13 protein-coding genes are annotated in these 18,343 nt (G+C 54.1%); 3 read left to right on the top strand and 10 right to left on the bottom strand.

Annotated features, from left to right (window positions below):
* The 10 genes from GCU45_RS00170 to GCU45_RS00125 all read right to left on the bottom strand — a co-directional run bounded on the left by GCU45_RS00170 (position 1) and on the right by GCU45_RS00125 (position 12,554).
* Positions 1 to 2,172 carry a PrsW family glutamic-type intramembrane protease gene (locus GCU45_RS00170; protein ID WP_152397579.1) on the bottom strand — a complete coding sequence of 724 codons (2,172 nt, stop codon included), beginning with the start codon at positions 2,170 to 2,172 and terminating at the stop codon, positions 1 to 3.
* 222 nt (positions 2,173 to 2,394) lie between these two features.
* The gene (locus tag GCU45_RS00165; protein WP_152397578.1) at positions 2,395 to 2,718 is read right to left on the bottom strand and encodes a hypothetical protein; all 324 of its coding nucleotides are present in this window, start codon (positions 2,716 to 2,718) and stop codon (positions 2,395 to 2,397) included.
* 537 nt (positions 2,719 to 3,255) lie between these two features.
* Positions 3,256 to 3,495, bottom strand: coding sequence for a hypothetical protein (locus GCU45_RS00160; protein WP_167527035.1), 240 nt, complete (start codon positions 3,493 to 3,495; stop codon positions 3,256 to 3,258).
* Entirely contained in the window at positions 3,495 to 4,607 is a 1,113-nt protein-coding gene (locus tag GCU45_RS00155) for an oligopeptide/dipeptide ABC transporter ATP-binding protein (RefSeq protein WP_208837085.1), read from the bottom strand. The genes GCU45_RS00160 and GCU45_RS00155 overlap by 1 nt, the downstream gene beginning before the upstream one ends.
* On the bottom strand, positions 4,604 to 5,599 hold the full coding sequence (locus GCU45_RS00150; protein WP_208837084.1) for an ABC transporter ATP-binding protein: 996 nt from the start codon (positions 5,597 to 5,599) through the stop codon (positions 4,604 to 4,606). The genes GCU45_RS00155 and GCU45_RS00150 overlap by 4 nt, the downstream gene beginning before the upstream one ends.
* Before the next feature lie 27 nt (positions 5,600 to 5,626).
* On the bottom strand, positions 5,627 to 6,481 hold the full coding sequence (locus GCU45_RS00145) for an ABC transporter permease (protein ID WP_076165305.1): 855 nt from the start codon (positions 6,479 to 6,481) through the stop codon (positions 5,627 to 5,629).
* A gap of 3 nt (positions 6,482 to 6,484) precedes the next feature.
* Positions 6,485 to 7,486 (bottom strand): ABC transporter permease, encoded by a 1,002-nt coding sequence (locus GCU45_RS00140; protein ID WP_076165307.1) that lies wholly within the window; start codon positions 7,484 to 7,486, stop codon positions 6,485 to 6,487.
* A gap of 39 nt (positions 7,487 to 7,525) precedes the next feature.
* Positions 7,526 to 9,499: an ABC transporter substrate-binding protein gene (locus GCU45_RS00135; RefSeq protein ID WP_152397575.1), complete on the bottom strand. Its 1,974-nt coding sequence runs from the start codon at positions 9,497 to 9,499 to the stop codon at positions 7,526 to 7,528.
* 252 nt (positions 9,500 to 9,751) lie between these two features.
* Positions 9,752 to 10,591 carry an AraC family transcriptional regulator gene (locus tag GCU45_RS00130; RefSeq protein ID WP_152397574.1) on the bottom strand — a complete coding sequence of 280 codons (840 nt, stop codon included), beginning with the start codon at positions 10,589 to 10,591 and terminating at the stop codon, positions 9,752 to 9,754.
* A gap of 175 nt (positions 10,592 to 10,766) precedes the next feature.
* On the bottom strand, positions 10,767 to 12,554 hold the full coding sequence (locus GCU45_RS00125; RefSeq protein WP_167527034.1) for an ABC transporter substrate-binding protein: 1,788 nt from the start codon (positions 12,552 to 12,554) through the stop codon (positions 10,767 to 10,769).
* 1,102 nt (positions 12,555 to 13,656) lie between these two features.
* Between GCU45_RS00125 and GCU45_RS00120 the strand changes: the two genes are divergently transcribed.
* The 3 genes from GCU45_RS00120 to cstA all read left to right on the top strand — a co-directional run bounded on the left by GCU45_RS00120 (position 13,657) and on the right by cstA (position 18,219).
* A complete protein-coding gene (locus GCU45_RS00120) occupies positions 13,657 to 15,429 on the top strand; it encodes a sensor histidine kinase (RefSeq protein WP_152397572.1) in 1,773 nt (590 codons plus the stop codon).
* Positions 15,422 to 16,159: a LytR/AlgR family response regulator transcription factor gene (locus GCU45_RS00115; protein WP_152397571.1), complete on the top strand. Its 738-nt coding sequence runs from the start codon at positions 15,422 to 15,424 to the stop codon at positions 16,157 to 16,159. The genes GCU45_RS00120 and GCU45_RS00115 overlap by 8 nt, the downstream gene beginning before the upstream one ends.
* A gap of 266 nt (positions 16,160 to 16,425) precedes the next feature.
* Positions 16,426 to 18,219: a carbon starvation protein CstA gene (gene cstA, locus GCU45_RS00110; RefSeq protein WP_152397570.1), complete on the top strand. Its 1,794-nt coding sequence runs from the start codon at positions 16,426 to 16,428 to the stop codon at positions 18,217 to 18,219.
* Positions 18,220 to 18,343 lie beyond the last annotated feature (124 nt).

The following is an 18,343-nucleotide window of genomic DNA, read 5'->3' as shown; positions in this document are numbered from 1 at the left end:
TTATTTCACCCCAAATCGAATGTTGAATGTATAATCCGGGAATTCTTGACGCAGCTTGTTCAAGCTGTTCTCCGCGGCTGCCCGTAACGCCGGCGAGTCCCCGTCCAGCTGAAACTCGAAATGCCTGATTCCTTTGATTTGCTCCAGCGTCGGGATCTCCGTCGTTCCATCAGGCGTTGTTCGCGTCCCAACCGCCTTCTGCATCAGGTTGTTGATCCGCACCTTCGTTTTCTGGTACAACTGCTTATCTGTAAATTGCTGCGGCGTCTGCTGCGGCTTGCCCGTTTTTGGATGGATGCGGTCGAGCCCTTGCGCCGACTTGGCTTCATAGAAGATGCCCTTCTCCAAATCGACGCCGTCAAACTCCCCAAGCGCTCCGTTCTTGGCATCGTGGAGCTCTACCCCGCGGTACTTCGCTTTGCTCCAATGCACATAATCGTCCCCATCGTTCTTCGGCGGCTGCTCCTCAGGATCTTTCTCCTTCTTTGGCGGTGGATCCTCCACATCAGGCTTATGCGGCTTCTTGGGCAGGTCGGGTTCCGGCTTCGACTCCTTTCGCCGTTTAAGCAGCTTCTCCAGCCAATCCTTCAGCCTGCTGCCGCCCTTCTTACCGAAGCGTTCGGCCAGCCTGCCGAACGGAACACGGCTCAGCGCCAGCGCAAGCAGCGTAGAGATCACATTTTCGGGGGTGAGCAGTCTTTTCGGATCGCGGATATCCTTGGCGATTTCGTGGCCGCTCGCCGGTATGCTCGCTGCTGTTAAAGCAATACCGAGTGCCGGCCAGAAGCTGACGAACATCAAGGACAAAGCGAACGCTCCGAGCACGATGGCGCTTTTTTCCCAAAAACCGAGGCGGTCCCACCAGTTCTGCAGCGAATCGAACATGCATGAGAAGCAAGCCGGATAGGCGGGATGGACGTGCGCCTGGAAATAAGCGGCGAAGCCCGCCAGCCCGGCGACCACCAGAAGGGCCGCGGTCACACCGGCGGCGGCACGGAAGTGCTTTAGCATCCTCGTCTGCAGGTCACCCTGCAGCGCGGCGGCTTCCTGATTGCCGTATAGGAGCGAGAAGCCCAGCTCCCTGCGTTCCCGGGTCCAGGACATGACACTCCCGAGCCGTTCCCTGCGGGTCAAGAGAGACTCCAGCATATACCACAGCTCTGACACCGGGTTGATCCATCCTTCGCCTTCCATTCTCGGCAGCCGGCTTTTCACCCGATTCAACGAGACGTAATCCAGCACGAGCCCAATCGCCAGCATCAGGAGGAACACGCCTTTCGTGCGGTATCCGCTCCCCGTCAGGTCGCTGATTTTCATAAACCAGTCCGGCAAGGAGCCCTGCCCGTTATAGGCGGCATGATCGATGATCGACCAGACGAGCAGCAGTGCGGGCAGGGCGAAGATAGCATCGCTCAGCCGCTTGCGCAAACGCACGGCCAAACCGAGCCCTAAGGTTATCATGCCGGTGTGCACAGGATGACTGACCGACATGATGGTCGGAAAGATGCTTTCTTCAAACCGGCCGGGGAACAGCGTCCAAAAATCCCAATGGATGGTTTCCCCTCCAAGCATCGTCACACTATAGCCGTACGTCCGCCCGATGATGCCGGAGTTCAGCCAGCGGCGCGTCAGCTCTTCCATCAATTGAAAGCCCACGCCCGCCCCGGCTCCGGCCAGCGTATAATCGGCAAGGCTCATGGAAGAGGCGCGCCGTGAAAAGAGCAGAAACAGCCCGAGCGGCAGCAGCTTCCACACTTCCTCGAAGATCGGAGTCAGGACAGCCTGGGACCAGGTGTCCCGCGTATCCCCGCCAAACAGGCCGTGAGCCGCGAGCAGCGTCAGCGCCGTAACCGGGATGACGAGAAAGATGCCCAGCAGCATAAACATGGCCGCCTGCTTCCAGGTAAATGTTTTGCTCCGGCAAAGAAACCAAAACTGCAGCATGACATAAAAAGACCATAAATACTGGACGAGCATCGTGCGTGAATCCCGGTACAGGAGCAGGCCCAGGATAAAAAACAAAAGGGATATCCAGCACCATATCGTATATAAGGTTTTGAGCCAGGGGAGGCGCCGGAGCGTTTCCTGCACCCACCGATACACCCCTTCGGCGATATCCCTGATTCCGTTTCGGATGTTCCAGATCGTATCCGTGTCAATCTCCTCCTTCATGGCATCACCCTGCTTCTGAGGGGCTGTCCTGACAAGAGCTGTGAAGTTATAAGATCGGCTTCCTCCCCAATATACCTTATATTCGTCTTGGGTAGGGCAATGAATATGGGGATGTAAACCAAAACTGGACCATTTTCCCCCTCCAACGGGACTAAGGTCAGCCGAAAGGCCGCTGTTAACCGGCACGAGTGGTGCATAGCTCCTATAATCAATCCGCCCTGTTCACTCGTTTTTGAAGATCTGCAGGACCGTATCTGAGATAACCTGCTCCGGGACGTCTCCGTGCAGCGTATACAGAAAATCATCCTTCACGAAACGATACACCGCTTTCTCCGTTTGGTCATCACGAAGCTCCTTCGTGGATGGAACGGCTTTCTGGTGAGACAGAACCGGATAAGGGGACGGACCACGCAGCCGGGTAACGGACAAGCGTAATCCATTCAGGTAACGGATTCGAATCTCCGGTTCCATAAATATATCGTCATACACCTGGACAGAGCCAATCTGATCTTCATCCGGAAAACGAAGTTCGCTTCGAAGAAGCACCCTCGCCTCCTGCATCGTACTTGGGCGCAGGTTTCGGTCCAAAAAATGGCCTGCACACAAAATAAACAGTACGATCAAGGTTGTAACAGACATTGCACTGATTAGTATAAAAAGAAGCTGTCTGCTTTCCTTTTCCAACTGTCTGCTCCTTCCCGCTACGGCTTGAATATACGTGTGTTTATATTAACGACGTGAGTATACGGGCAAGAGTTACGGGGGTTAACCCGATACGAATTATAAATTTAATTAAGTTGGGCGCGGGTACTTCTGGAGGATCAGTTACATATGATTTCAACTTGATATTAACCTGTATATGCGGGGCAATACTCTGCCGGGTCATGGCGGGAATCGATATTTATTAATGAGATATATAGTTAATGTAATTAAATAAAAATTGTAACACCCTCTTTTTCCTTTAACATCGTGTCTATGAAACCGAAAAGCACGCTCCCCACAGCGGGAATCGTGCTTTTTAAGGGTGATTCGGTAATTAATTCATGCCATTAATCATTGGATGTCCGTCCTTTAGTCCGAAATTCATTTCCCATCAGGCTCCTGCACCTCTTCCAACCTGCGCCGCTTGGCATCCCGCATTTTCCGCCAGACGGAAACGAGAATGATGCAGCCGGAGAGAATGATATTGATCCAGACCGACAGAACAACTACTACATACGGCCCGGTGCCTGGCTTTACCGCCGTCAGGGAGACGAAACAGAGCAGCAGCAGGACTAGTGACATCGAAAGAACGATTCTGGACAGTGCTCCGAAGTCGCCCATCACACGCTTTTGATGGCGCCGATGTCAGCCATCTTGCGCTGCCACAGCTCATGCGCCTCCTCCGCGTAATGACAAGCCGTCTGTTCCGAGCCTACTAAGCGGAGCTGGGGCTCTTCCGAGGAACAGCGGTCCGTGGCCATCGGGCACCGCGGATGGAAGCGGCAGCCAGTCGGCGGTTTGGCCGCGTTCGGCATCTCCAGACTGCGCAGTGGCAGCTCCGCCATCGCTTTGGCGATTTCGGGATCGGGCGTCGGAACGGCGGACAGCAGCGCCTGCAAATAAGGGTGCTTCGGATGGCTGAGGACATCGTTGACCCCGCCAAGCTCCATCACACGTCCGAGATACATGACGGCCATGCGGCCCCTTCCGGCGATGTAGCGGGCCGTTGCCAGGTCGTGCGTAATATAGATGATGGCGATGTCCAGCTTGCGGTTCAGCTCTGACATCAGGTTCAGGATCGAGATGCGCAGCGACACGTCGATCATGGAGACGGGCTCGTCGGCCACGATGATCTTTGGATTCAGCGAGATGGCGCGGGCCATCAGAATCCGCTGGCGCTGGCCGCCTGACAGCTGATGCGGGTATTTATCGAGGAAGCGTTCCGGCGGCGTCAGGCCGACGGTCTGCAGCAGCTCGATGACCCGCGCTCGGGCCGCCTTGCGGCCGCGGACGATTTTACGCTGCAGGATGGGGGCTGACAGCGACTGGTAAATGGTCCGCATCGGGTTCAGCGCGGCGTAGGAATCCTGCTGCACCAACTGAACGTCGCCGCGGAATTGGTTCGCCTTCTCGCCGCTCAGCTTGGTTACCTCCTGCCCCTTGTACAGCACCTTGCCTGAAGTCGGCTTCTGCAGGCCCGTGATGATGCTCCCAAGCGTCGTTTTTCCGCATCCGCTCTCGCCAACCAGTGCGATGATTTCGCCGGGATGAATATCCAGGCTGACATCGACGACTGCCCCCACTTTTTGGGGGGGACCAAACATGCCCTGGCTCCGCTCAAAGTACATGCTTACGCTATCGAGCCGCATCAGCACCTCGGAACTCTCCGTTCTGGCCGCTTCCCGCAGCCGCTGTCTGGGCTCTACCTCAAATTCGATATTTCTGGCATTCATGACGTACGCACCTCCGCAACCGACTCGGGATTCGGATATAAATGACAAGCGACTTCATGCCCGGCGGGCGTATACACTTTGATCGGATTCTGTTCCTTGCATTTCGCGTGCGCATATTCGCAGCGTGGGTGAAACGGACATCCCGGCGGCATGTTGAGCAAATCCGGCGGAGATCCGGGGATCCCCTTCCGTTCCGACACGTCTTCATACAAGCTCGGAACAGCTTTCATGAGCTTCGCGGTGTAAGGATGCTTCGGCCGCTTGAACATATCGTAGACGTCGCCGGCTTCGACGACGTTGCCTGCATACATCACGCCGACCCGGTCGGCGGCTTTGGCGACGACGCCGATATCGTGGGTTAGGAGCAGCATGGTAATATTCATGTCTTTGTGGATCTTTTTCAAAATATCGAATATATAAGCTTGAGTGATTACGTCCAGCGCAGTCGTCGGTTCATCGAGGATGACGAGCTGCGGATCGAGCAGCAGGCTGAAGGCGATCATGACCCGCTGCTTCATCCCGCCCGAGAGCTCATGGGGGAACGAATTCAGTACCCGGTCCGGATCAAGCCGGACATAATCGAGCAGATTCCGCGCTTTATCCACCATCTGCTTTTCCGTATACGATTTGGAATGGGCCCGAAACGTCTCGATGATCTGATCCTTGATTCGGGCGACGGGATTAAGCGCGTTCTGCGCCGCCTGAAACACCATCGACACTTGCTCCCATTTATAAGTCTGCAGTTCTTTTTTACTCAGGCTCATTACATCGCGGCCATCAAACGTGATCGATCCGCCGGCAACGCGTCCGGGAACCGAAATCGCCCGCATGATGGCGGATGCCATCGTGGATTTGCCGCTTCCGCTCTCCCCGACCAGGGCAGTGATCTGTCCCTTGGGGATGACAAAATCGGCTTCATTGACAGCCCGCAGCAGACCTGCGCGCATCGGGAATTCGATCGTCAGCCCCCTCACTTCCACCAATGGTTCCATCAATTACTCCTCCTTCATCGCCGGCCTTTACGATCTCAGTCTCGGATTCAGCGCCTCTTCCAGCCCGTTGCTGAAAAAGATGCAGGCCATTTGGAACAGCCCAAGGCACATGATCGGCGAGATCAGGTAGATATAGCCTTTGGGGTTGAAAATGCCGCCGGTGTTCTGTACGGCCAGCTGGATCATCATCCCCCAGTTGGTCGGGGAATATGGGGCAAGACCGAGCATCATCAGTCCGACGCTGGCAACGATGGCCCCTTGGGCCGCCATAATAAAGTTGATCGCCAGATACGGCGTCAGGTTTGGAAGAATCTCCCTGAATAAGATATAGGGCGTTTTCAGGCCCATAATCCGGCAGGCGATAATAAATTCGCGGTTTTTCAACGACAGCAGCTGGGACCGGATCGCCCTTGCGAGCGGCGCCCATGACCATGCCGCCAATATAAAGGAGAACATGACCGGATTCTTGATCTGCACGAGCGCGGCGACGATCATCAGCACGGGAAAGCTCGGAACGGTTAGAAACAGGTTGGTGATGAACATCAGCACCGTGTCGGTTTTGCCTCCGACAAAGCCGGATACCGCCCCAATCACGAATCCGAGCACCAGCGTAAACAGGGCGGCGAACAGCCCGATCGACAGCACATCCCGGGAACCGTATACCAGCTGCAGGAATGTATCCCTGCCGCCGTAGTCGGTGCCAAGCCAATGGGCGAAGGACGGGCTCTTATACCGGCCGTCGAAGTTGACGGTCATGTCCAGCGAGGCCATCATGGGCCCGAAGATGGCCATAAAGATGAAGATCGCCAGGATGATCATACCTGAGAACGCTTTCTTGTTGCGGTACATCGTCTGCCAGAAATCGATAAATCCTTGACTCATCCGTCAGCCCTCCTCCAGCTTGACGCGCGGATCCAGCTTGGCATAAATGAGGTCCGAGGCCAGGTTGGCCAGAATGACCGCGATGCTGGTCACGAGCAGCAAGCCCTGCATCAAAGTATAGTCGCGCTGCTGTGTTGCCTGCCCGATGTAATAGCCCATACCGGGATAACTGAACACATTTTCGATCAGCGGCGATCCGCCGAGCATAAAGCCGAAATTGACGGCCAGCGTCGTAATCAGCGGCAGCATGGCGTTGCGCTTGACGTAACGGCTCATCAGCGTCCGTTCGGAGACCCCGCGGATGCTGGCGGCGACGATATAATCCTCACCCAGCACGTTGACCGCGCTCCCCTTCATCGTCAATGCCCATGTGCCGATCGTCGTAATGACGTAAGTCAGAATCGGCAGCGCGCCGTGATACAGCACGTTTAGGATAAACGGAAGGTTGAAGCCGGGCTCCACGATCGGGTCATAAGCCCCGTTGACCGGGAACCAGCCAAATTGAAAGGCGAAAATAACCAGCAGCAGGATGCCGACAATAAAATTAGGCACCGAGGACGTCAGGATCGCATAGATCGAAATGATCGGATCCAGGACTGTCTTGCGCTTGAACGCCATCATGGCGCCCAGGTTAATGCCGATCAAGAAGCTGATAACGAGCGACACGCTGAGCACAAACAGCGTCCAAGGCAGCGCGTTGGCGATAATTTCGTTTACCGAAACGTTCTGATAGATCATGGACATGCCCAGATTGCCGTGCAGCAGTCCTCCCAGGTACCGTCCCAGCTGGGTGAAGATCGGCTCCTTCGGATTATAATTGATCATGGCCGTAATCTGACGGTACGCTTCCTCGAGACTCATCCCGCGCTGGGTGGCAAAGTCCCTCGCCCACGTATCGATCGCACTGCCGGGCGTCATCCGCAGCAGGAAAAACGTAAGCAGCATCGCGAGGAAGACCGTGATCAGGGAAACACCGATTCTTTTTAAGACCCCTTTCAGGCTCATTCCTGTCACCTCCAAGTGTTTATCCGGCTTGTGCGGCCATTATCTCGGCCAATACTCTTCCGGCATGTACGTTGAGTTGAAGCCGTGGTTCAGGTGGGTGATGGCCAGCTGCTCATCCGGATCGGTAGCGAGCGGCATATCCCGGTTGTATTGAACGATTTGGTCCATCATCGGGAAGTTCCCGGACATCGTTTTGGTATTCAGCCAGGCGCCTGTGGCGTTCTGGAAGAAGTTCACGCCCCAGCAGTTTTCGTTGGCGATCCAGGCCAAGTTGTCGATGATTTTGCGGCGCTCCTGTTCGTCCTGAACATAAGGGAACCGCTTCATCTCCTTGTCGATATCGTATACTTTCCCGTCAATGCCCTTCAGCTTCAGATCGAGTTTGCCGGTATCGACTTCGTTGCCGTCCGCGTCTTTCTTCTTGACGTTCGGGAAGCCGACCTTCGTTTTCGTTCCCTGCCAGAACAGCACCCGCATCGAGCTCCACGGATTCTGGAAGCCCCAGGACACGTCAACCCAGTCCATGGACATATCGTATTGTCCCTTGTCGGCGTTCGAGAAATAGATAGTGCTGTCCACCGCCTTCAGCTTCGTAGGTATACCGAATTTGGTGAACTGCTCCGCGGCGATTTGCGCCGAGTTCACGCCTGGTGCCCAGTTGTTCGGCGCTCCGATGATGAAGGAAGGCACCTTACCGTCAGGATCGCGCCATAAACCATCGGATCCTTTGGTCCAGCCGATCTCCTTCAGCAGCTCGGCCGCCTTATCCAGGTTCGTCGTATAATCGGTCATCTGATCAAGGACGGATTTGTCGACTTCTTTTTCGAGTGACGAAGGCATGATGCCCGTCATCGAAATTTTCGGGTATTCCTGGCCGTAAAAGTTGCCGATTTCACGCAGCTTTTTCTTATCCAGCACATAGGTCAGCGCCTGCCGGAATTTGAGGTTGTCGAACGGCTTGTTGCGGATGTTGTACATCAGCCCCACGCTCGCCGGATCATACATCCGGTAGTGAACCAGATCTTTGTTCTGCTTCAGCAGCGATTCGAGGATGTCCTTCGGCGGGGTGCCGTCGTACCAGTCGAGCTTGCCTGCTTTGACGAGAGCGTATTGGGCCGAGAGCTCCGGTACGTTTTTGATCCAGATCTTGTCAAAATGGACCGCATCGGGTCTCCAGTAATCTTCAAACTTATCCAACAGCATATCGGTCGTCGTCACTTTTTCAAACTTATACGGTCCGGTGCCGACCGGAATTTTCGGGCCCGCACGGGTGAATTCATTCCAGTTCAGGGCAATTTTTTTGCTGAGCTCATCCGTAATATCCAAGTTGAACGGTCCGTCCTTGGATTTGTCTGTAAGCGGTTTCGCTTCTTTCAGCAAAGCGTCGGCCTTATCCACGTATTTCTTGTAGATGTGGTAAGGGATTTGGCCCTGGAGATCCTGGGCGAGGAGCAGCTTTCTGAGTTCGGGATACGGCGCAGGGTTCATCCAGTGAAAAACAATGGTGTAGTCATCAGGGGTTTCGATCGAAGTCAAATACTTCGTCACTTCGGCCCCGTTGTTCAGCCGGTAGTACGCCCATACATCTTTACTGGTAAAAGGGGCTCCGTCATGCCACTTTACGTTCTGATGCAGATGTACGGTCGTCGTTTGCTCGGTATCCTCGGAGGATTCCGCCAGCCGGTTGTACACATTGTTCATTGACCGGATAAAGAAGAAGAGGCCCTCAAACATGTAGCGGTTGTTCGTATCCCCGGTTCCTCCGGAGCCGAACGGGTTGCCTTGGTACAGCGGGGGCTTGGGCCATCCGCCCAAGACGTGGAAAATCTTGTCCTTGTTGTACTTGATCTGCGCATCCGGAATCGGCTGCTGCATATCTTTCACTTCGCCGGCGCTGAGCCGGTCCACCAGGCCGGGAGCTGAGGTGCCGCAGCCTGAGACGATCATTACGGCTCCGAGCACAATGCTTAAACAAAGGCCTGATAATCTTTTGCGTCCGCTCAAGAGGTTCATGCAGTTCCTCCCGTCTAGGTTATCTTCTCCAGAAGATTGGCTCCTGGAGTATTCCCTATTATAGCGAACGATTTCAGAATCAAGTTCATAAAAACGCTTACATACTCTCCCGAAAATGTATAGAATCGTTTCGTTTTCGACGGTCGAAAACTTTTATATTCATTCTTTACCAGATGCCAGCAAACGGCTGGCACAGCCCCTGTTAACGCAAAAAGGCCCTTTGGACAAGGACCTTCCGAGTTATTCACAGCATTAACTTTCCCCGCTGCGCCTCCATTCCATCGGCGTCATGCCCACATGCTTGACGAATAAGTCATGAAAACGGCTGGACGAGCTGAAGCCGACTTCGGAGGCGATAAATTCAACGGGCTTGCGCGAGGTGTGCAGCAGCCGCTTGGCTTCGTCAATCCGCAGGGAAATAATGTACTGTTTAGGTGACATGCCGATGCGGTCGGTAAACTTTTTGCGGAAAATGCTTTCCGACAAATAGTGGTTCGCCGCCAGATCCGACACCTTCAGCGATGTATGGTAATTCTGGTGAATTTCCTTCAGCGCGTCCTGAATCATTTGCTCTTCAGGATGCTCCGAGGGTGCTTCAGTCGCTTGGTCGCAAGTTCCCGTATGATAAGCCAGCAGCAGTGTCTCCAAAGCATTGCGAAGCAGATCATAGGAATATTCGCTATTCTCTTCCCGCCTGCATTCTTCCTCGATCTGGTGCATGGCGGCTAACGCACGCTCTGCGGCGCCAGGGGTCAAAGAGGCTTTCAGGATCGGACCCGGACGCTGCGAAAACGCATGCGACAACAAGTACTGGCAGTAAGGGGGAAGGTTCTGATCATAGATGTGCAACGAATAACCTTCCCAAGCTTTGATACAGACGTAGCTGTGCTTCAGATCCGCCGGAATTAACAGAAGATCCCCGGGAAGTACTTCAACGTTCTGTTCCCCTGCAGCATAAAAGCCTTCGCCCCTCACCAGGAGGGTGATCTCGGCGGATAGGTGGGAATGGGATTGAAATATTCCTTCCTTGTTATCCTTGTCGCTCGGATTTGTATGAAAGTTCGCGATGCAGTCCATAAATCCGATATCCATCAGAGATCCCTATCCTTTTCGAATGAAATTGGTTGAAAACGGTAGCCTTACGATAACACATACCCTAAAAACTGTATGTCAGACGGAAGTATGGGGACGAATGGCCCCTGCCAGCTTTAAAAAAGGGTTCTCTACATGCATTGACGCCTGTCACGCCTTGCATGCACCTGCAATCTCAGCGCTTGACCCACACATCTTTGTAGTTGATTTTACCCCAGGTATCCAAGGTGATGCCGCCTAAGGATTGATCATGTCCGATGATGTGGATGCTGTGGTACATAAATAACAGATGATGGTCTCTCTTTAACTGATCTTCAATCCGCCTCAGCAAAATCCTTCTTACGGTGTAATCCGGTTCTGCCAGAACCTCGGACAGCGCCCGGTCTACCCCATCCCTCGCGGCATCGTCCAAGTGGTTGCGGATATATCCGTAATGGGAACGGTACATTTCGATCAAAGACACGGAAGGCTCGTTACCGAGTACCTCTCCGGCATAAATCATATCGGCTTGTTTAAAGACGGATGGATTCGTGAGCTCACGGATCGGCATCACATGGACTTCCATCTTCACCCCGATGTCTTCGCAGGCCCGACGGATCCATTCGGTATCCAGCTCGTTACTGGTCATTTCGTAAGTGTACAGGGTCAGCATTTCTCCACGGTAGGCGGATTCGGCCAGGCAGGCTCTTGCGAGCATCAATTCCCCGCCCCGCCCGTACGCCTCGTCATGGTCATACGGATTAAAGCCCGAGGAGGGCTGTTCTCTCTTTCCTCCCAGCTCCTTGACCATCTGTTCGCGGTTAATAGCTAAATGGATTGCCTCCCGAAGCTTCATGTCATGAAGTATTCCGTCCCTCGACAGATTAAAAGTCAGATAAGTACTGCCCTCTTCGAGCCGGGTCAGCAAAGTGCCCGTTTTCTTCTTACCTATCGGTTCAAAATAGAGCACCTGCGTGTCACGTTCCTGAAGTCTGTCGGGCTTCAGATGCTCCAAATAGTTCGGCCAAACCCAAATCTCGATGCGATCCATCATCGGCCGGCCCTGGAAATACCGCTCGTTCGCTTCGAGGATCATGCCGTTGTCGCTGTTCTCCTTCATGACAAATGGGCCTGTACCTACCGGCATCCGCCGTATATCCCGGGTCGCCGCAATGCGGTCCAGGTCCTTAGGTACGATGGAGAAGCGTTCCGAAGCCAGTAGATGCAGAAAAAGGGCGTTAGGTTCGCTTAGGTGAAAACGTACGCTGATATCGCTGAGGACCTCAACCCTTGCCACATTCGCCATGAACCAGTCCGGCGGATTCAGCTGCCCAAAGCGCTGAAACGTAAATTGAACGTCTTCAGCCGTCATCACCTTCCCGTGATGAAACAGCACGCCTTTCCGCAAATAAAAGGTCCATTCGGAGTACTCGCGATCCGATTCCCAGTAATGGGCGAGCCCCGGCTTGATCACATGACCGGTCGTGTCGAACTCCACCAGCGTGTTCAAAATCTGTCGAATCAGGTGGGTCTCCGTGCGGCGAATGACGAACAGCGGCTCGAGATCGAGCACCGGTCGGTAAAACGGGAAACGGAGAATGTCCTTATGGTCGGAAGCCTTCTGTGCACCAAACTGCCCGGCCAGCCAATCGGAAAATTGGGATTCGGCCAGGGGGTCCGTATGCGCATGCAGCAGCCCGAACGCCTCGCCGACATGTCCTTTTAAAGCCAGTTCTTTGGCTTTGTCCAGTAGCAGCTCCTGTGCATCGGCAACCAGAACGAGCCGCGACGTATTGCCCCGACCCAAACCGCTCTGCCAATCAATAAGCCCCAGTTCCTTCATTTTCTGAACGAGCAGCTGTGCATTTCGCCGGGTGCATTCCCATATGTCCTCCAGCTCCTGCATCGTCACCTGGATCGAGGAGCCTCGGGGCTCGGAAGCAAAGTGTTGATTCAGTTTATTGTAGTAATGGACAACGTCCATATGAATTCCCCTCCTTTGCCATGAAAAGGTGAAAAATAAGCTTGTAGCTTTCGCCTTTCCCTTCGCCTTTTTCAAAATTATAATTTGACTTGTATGAAACGTAAAGAGGAGGTATTGAAACATGTTTTCGGCAGAGCCCCGGCAAGGTCCGGGCGCCTACTATTCTTATGGAACACTTCTTACTTGATGCTTTCTTGTATCCGTCGCCATCCTGGCTCCGGAGGAAATAACACACTCCTCATGATGCTTTCTTGCATCCATCGCCATCCCGGCTCCGGAGGAAATGTATGAACTGGCGCTGCCCTTCTATGTATGATCTTACATAATCTTCGCTCGTCATGTCTATGTACGCGGAATGATGTTCTCTCCCATACCGTTCATTTCCCTGGAAACCGGTCATTTACCGACCGTGGATCATCGATACAACCGGGTTTCTGCTGATGACCTTCGAACGCTGGGCCGAGCTAGGCCGTGGGCCTGCTGCTGTGGACGTTGAGCATCTTGGTGATCTACACAGCCAATGGTGCTTCCGGAATGATGCATACAAACATCATCTTGTATACCAAAGATCACTTGAAGTTCTAGCGCTATTGTATTGGGATTCGTTCTCTCTGCAGCTGAAGCAGGCTGGATTCATGACGTCGCTGGTTCACACACAATAACATAACGCCTCTGGTGTACAAATGTCTTGGACGACTTTAGGAAATATTCCGGTAAGCTTCTACTTAAGCTAGCCCATTAAGGTCAGACGGTTAAGTTCGGTGAGATGTTGCGCTTACTGGTTGCCCTGACTACTCCATATGCCGCCTAGGCTTCATGTTCTTCTTCGCATAAACGGTGGCAAATGAGATGATGAAGCCCTACCCAATGAAGCTCTACCCAAACGGGTAATCCGCGCTCCGAACGATCAAATTATTTCTTGGGTAATCGCAAAATGTTCATAGGTTCGACATCCGCTGATGTCCCTCTATGTCGTTCATGCCGTTAAATGATTGAGGCAATCTGTCGAAACAGCACTGATTGAAAACGCTGCAATTTCCGATTATACTAGCTCCGCGGGTAAATCAACGAACAACGAACGATTGCGGAGGATGATGCTGACATGTTCTATTTATTGCCTCTTATGCTGGAAAGAGTCGGCATCCTGATTATCGTCGCCTTTCTGCTGTCCAGGATGACGTCGTTCCGCCAGACGCTGCATCATGAGGATCGGCTTCCCGCGAAGCTGCTGCTGATCGTCATTTTTGGCGTGTTCGGCATGATCAGTAACTATACCGGTGTAGAAATTCATGGAGGTGCCATCGGCTCCGAAATCTGGCAGGCCGGCGTGCAGGTTGACAGTGCACTGGCCAATACGCGGATTATGGGCGTGGCCATCGGCGGTTTGCTTGGCGGACCGCTGGTCGGACTTGGGGCCGGGCTGATCGCCGGTCTCCATCGGCTGACGCTTGGCGGATATACGGCTGCCGCCTGCTCTATATCTACCATACTCGCAGGTTTGGTCACCGGCTGGATCGGCAGGCGGTTCCGGAGGTCCGATCCCGGCGCGCCATGGCGTGCGGTTGCCATCGGAATCCTGATGGAATGCATACAGATGGGGATTATTTTGCTAGTAGCCCGCCCTTTCGACGCCGCAGTTCAGTTGGTTTCGGTCATCGCCCTGCCGATGATCGTCATGAACGGATTTGGCACCCTGATGTTTATGCTGATCATTCAGTCTATCCTGCAGGAGGAGGAGCGGACTCGCGCTCTGCAGACCAACCAGGTGCTTCATATTGCCGACCGGACGCTGCCCTTTTTCCGTCAGGGCCTGAACCCGGCATCGTGCCGGGAAGCGGCAAGCGTCATTCTGGAGGCCACTGATGCGGATGCGATCTCGATCACGGATCGGGAGCAGGTGCTTACGCATGTAGGTGCCGGCTCGGACCATCATGTCCCGCTCCACAGCCTGGCGACACAGCTTACCCGGTCTGTACTGGAACAGGGACGAATGTCTGTTGCGACATCGAAGGAAGACATACAATGCTTCCATGATGGCTGCAGCCTGCAGGCTGCGATCGTGCTTCCGCTGCAGGTTCGGAGCGCCACTGTCGGGACGCTGAAGCTTTATTATACGAACCCGGACCGGCTGGACCGTGTTCAGCGGGAAATGGCGGAAGGCCTCGGCCGCTTGTTCTCCACGCAGCTTGAGCTGGCCGAGGCGGAGATGCAGAGCAGGCTGCTGAGGGATGCCGAAGTCAAAGCACTTCAGGCGCAGGTGCATCCCCATTTTCTGTTTAACGCGATCAATACAATTTCAGCGCTGTGCCGGACCGATCCGGACAAAGCACGGGAGCTGCTCATTCAGCTCGGAGTCTTTTTCCGCAGCAACCTTCATGGCGCACGGCAGATCCTGATCCCGCTCAGCCAGGAGCTGAGGCATGTGGAAGCCTACTTGACGTTGGAGAAGGCGCGCTTCCCTGATAAATTTGAGATGACATTCGATATCGAACCGGAACTTGCGAATTTGGAGATACCGCCGTTTACGCTGCAGCCCTTGGTCGAAAATGCCGTGCGCCATGCCTTCCATGGACTCGGTCCCCACCATAAAGGGAGCGTATGTATTGCCGCGAGCCAGAAAGGCCATGAAGTCATGATTGTCACGGCAGATAACGGCAAAGGAATCTCGCCGGAGCTGTTGGACCGGCTTGGTGAGCAGGCCGTTCATTCGGAAGACGGTACAGGCACGGCGCTGCATAATATCCGTAAGCGGATCACGGAGATCTACGGCAGCGAGGGCTCGTTCCATATCGAAAGCGATGCCCGTACCCCTGGAACCCGAGTCGTGATTACGCTGCCTTTGCATCTTGCACGCAGGAGGGAAATGCATGCTTAAAGGATACATTGTCGACGATGAGCCGCTCGCCCGGGACGAACTGGCTTATCTGCTCGGGCGTACCAGACAGGTTCATATTGTCGGAGAGGCCGATTCGCTGGAGACGGCGCTGCAATCGATTGCGGAGATGGCGCCGGACGTCGTGTTTCTTGACATCCAGCTGGCTGAGGATAACGGCCTGGAGCTTGCCAAGCAGCTCTCGGTTCTGGAGCAAGTCCCCGATATCGTCTTTGCCACGGCTTACGATGAGTATGCACTGCAGGCGTTTGAAGTCAACGCCTTGGACTATATTTTGAAGCCGTTCGAGGAAAAGCGGGTGCGGAAAACAGTCGACAAAGTCATGAAGCTCCGCTCCGCCCGCGAGAAAAGGGCAGCCCCTTCTCCCCCGCTGGGACCCGATCGTACAGGCAAGCTGGCGGTCAGCGCGGAAGAGCGGATACTGCTTATTGATATCGACAACATCGTCTACCTGGGATCAGAGGACGGCAAGAGCGAGCTGGTCACAACAGGCGACCGGTACAAGCTGAATGAGCCGCTGGTCAATCTAGAGCGCCGGCTGGCCGGAACTTCCGTCGTCCGGGTGCACCGGTCGTACCTGGCGAACTTGAACGCGGTCACCGAAATTCAGCCGTGGTTCAACTCCGCCTGTATTCTCGTCATGAAAGACGAATCCAAGGTTCCCGTCAGCCGATCCTTCACCAAGGAACTGAAGCAGCTGCTCGGATTGTAGTTTTGGGTCAACAATCTACCGTCTTTCTGAGGTCATTCCTTTACCGGCGGCAGATGGCCGGCAGTCCCTTTCATGTCTGACTTATCCTTGTGAGGGCTCACCCGGAATACATCTGTCTGCCATTCACCGCCTTCTTTTGGCCGTTCATCCTTTCCTCCCGACATTTCGGCCTGAAAACACCTTGAATCGGTTTTCATCAGGTATAGTACGGATAAAATCTCTTCACCCGTTACAAGTTGGGTGTGAATAAAGGAGGAACTCCAAAAATGAATGCGGTTACAATCGTCATAGCATCCATCTGTATTCTCATGATCGCCTACCGCCTGTACGGGACGTTCATGGCCGCCAAGGTGCTGAAGCTCAGCAACAGCACGCCTACGCCGGCCCATACCCTTGAAGACGGCAAGGACTACGTACCGACGAACAAATGGGTCACCTTCGGTCATCACTTCGCCGCGATTGCCGCCGCGGGGCCGCTGGTCGGGCCGATCCTGGCCGCCCAGTTCGGTTACTTGCCCGGCCTCTTGTGGCTGCTGATCGGAGCCGTCATCGGCGGTGCGGTTCATGACGCGGTAGTGCTGTACGCGTCCATGCGCAAGCAAGGCAAGTCGCTGTCCGAAGTTGCCAAGGAAGAGCTTGGACCGATCGCCGGCTTTTGCACGGGTCTGGCCATGCTGTTCATCATCATTATTACGATGGCGGGCTTGTCCATGGTCGTGCTCCATGCGCTCGAAAACAATCCTTGGGGTACCTTTGCCGTCGGCATTACGATTCCTATTGCCATGGGCGTCGGCCTGTACTACAAAAAAACCGGCAAGCTGAAGACCGCGACCACCGCAGGATTTATTCTGCTTATGATCGGCGTATTTGCCGGTCCTTATATTCAGGAAACGGCCTTCGCCCAATGGCTGACGTTGGATGCCAAGACGCTGGCCGTGATTTTGCCGATTTACGCTTTCTTTGCAGCGGCGCTGCCGGTATGGCTTTTGCTCGCTCCCCGGGACTATCTGAGCAGCTTTATGAAAATCGGCGTGTTCGTCGCCCTTATTGCCGGTGTGTTTATCATTAACCCGGTGATCCGCTTTCCGGCTTTTACCGAATTCGCCGGCGGCGGAGGGCCAGTCATCGCTGGTCCTGTCTGGCCTTTTATTTCGATTACGATCGCCTGCGGAGCCATTTCCGGTTTTCATGCGTTCGTCGGCTCCGGAACGACGCCGAAAATGATCAATCAATGGACCGACATCAAGGTTATCGGCTTCGGAGCGATGCTCGTCGAATGCGTGGTCGGCATCATGGCGCTGATCGCCGCTACAGCGCTGCACCCAGCTGACTATTTCGCCATCAATTCCGCCCCGGCCGTGTTCCAGACGCTTGGGATGCATGTGGAAAACCTTCCGCAGCTCAGCAAGGAAATCGGAATGGATCTGGAAGGCCGTACCGGCGGAGCGGTCACGCTTGCGGTCGGCATGTCGTATATTTTCACAAAAATTCCGTGGTTCAGCCATCTGGCACCGTTTTTCTTCCAGTTCGTCATCATGTTTGAGGCGGTGTTCATACTGACGGCGATCGATTCTGGGACCCGCGTTTCCCGTTATCTGATCCAGGACTTTTTCGGCGAGCTCTATAAGCCGCTGAAGCGGACCGATTGGCTGCCCGGCAATATTTTTGCGAGTGCACTCGCCTGCTTCATGTGGGGATACTTGCTCTTTTCCGGTGATATCAGCTCGGTATGGGCCTTGTTCGGCGTCTCCAATCAGCTCATGGCTTCCATTGGCTTGATTATCGGAGCAACCGTTATTTTAAAAATCGCCGATAAGCCGATCTACGCTCTGACGTGCATCATTCCGCTTGCGTATCTATACGTCACGGTGAACTACGCAGGATATTGGATGGTACGCAATGTGTACTTGAATCCGCAAGCCTCGGGATATAACGTTCTCAATGGTGTGCTTTCGATCATTATGCTGATCTTGGGCGTCATTATCTTGATCACAGCCATCAAAAAATGGATGGAGCTGTTAAGCTCGCCGACGTTACACCAGGGATCGTTGATTCCATGATCCGTCTAAAATATTTTTCATCTGCATACCAACCTGCCGCAAGGTCCTCCACTAAAGGCCTGGCGGCTTTTTTCGAATCATTCCCTGACATGGCAAGCCAATAATTAGCATTTGCTTCCAATAT

This window comes from Paenibacillus cellulositrophicus (assembly GCF_009363095.1).
Lineage (GTDB): Bacteria > Bacillota > Bacilli > Paenibacillales > Paenibacillaceae > Paenibacillus_AQ > Paenibacillus_AQ favisporus.
Note: the sequence above shows the minus strand (reverse complement) of the source record. Positions and strands in the feature narration are given on the sequence as shown.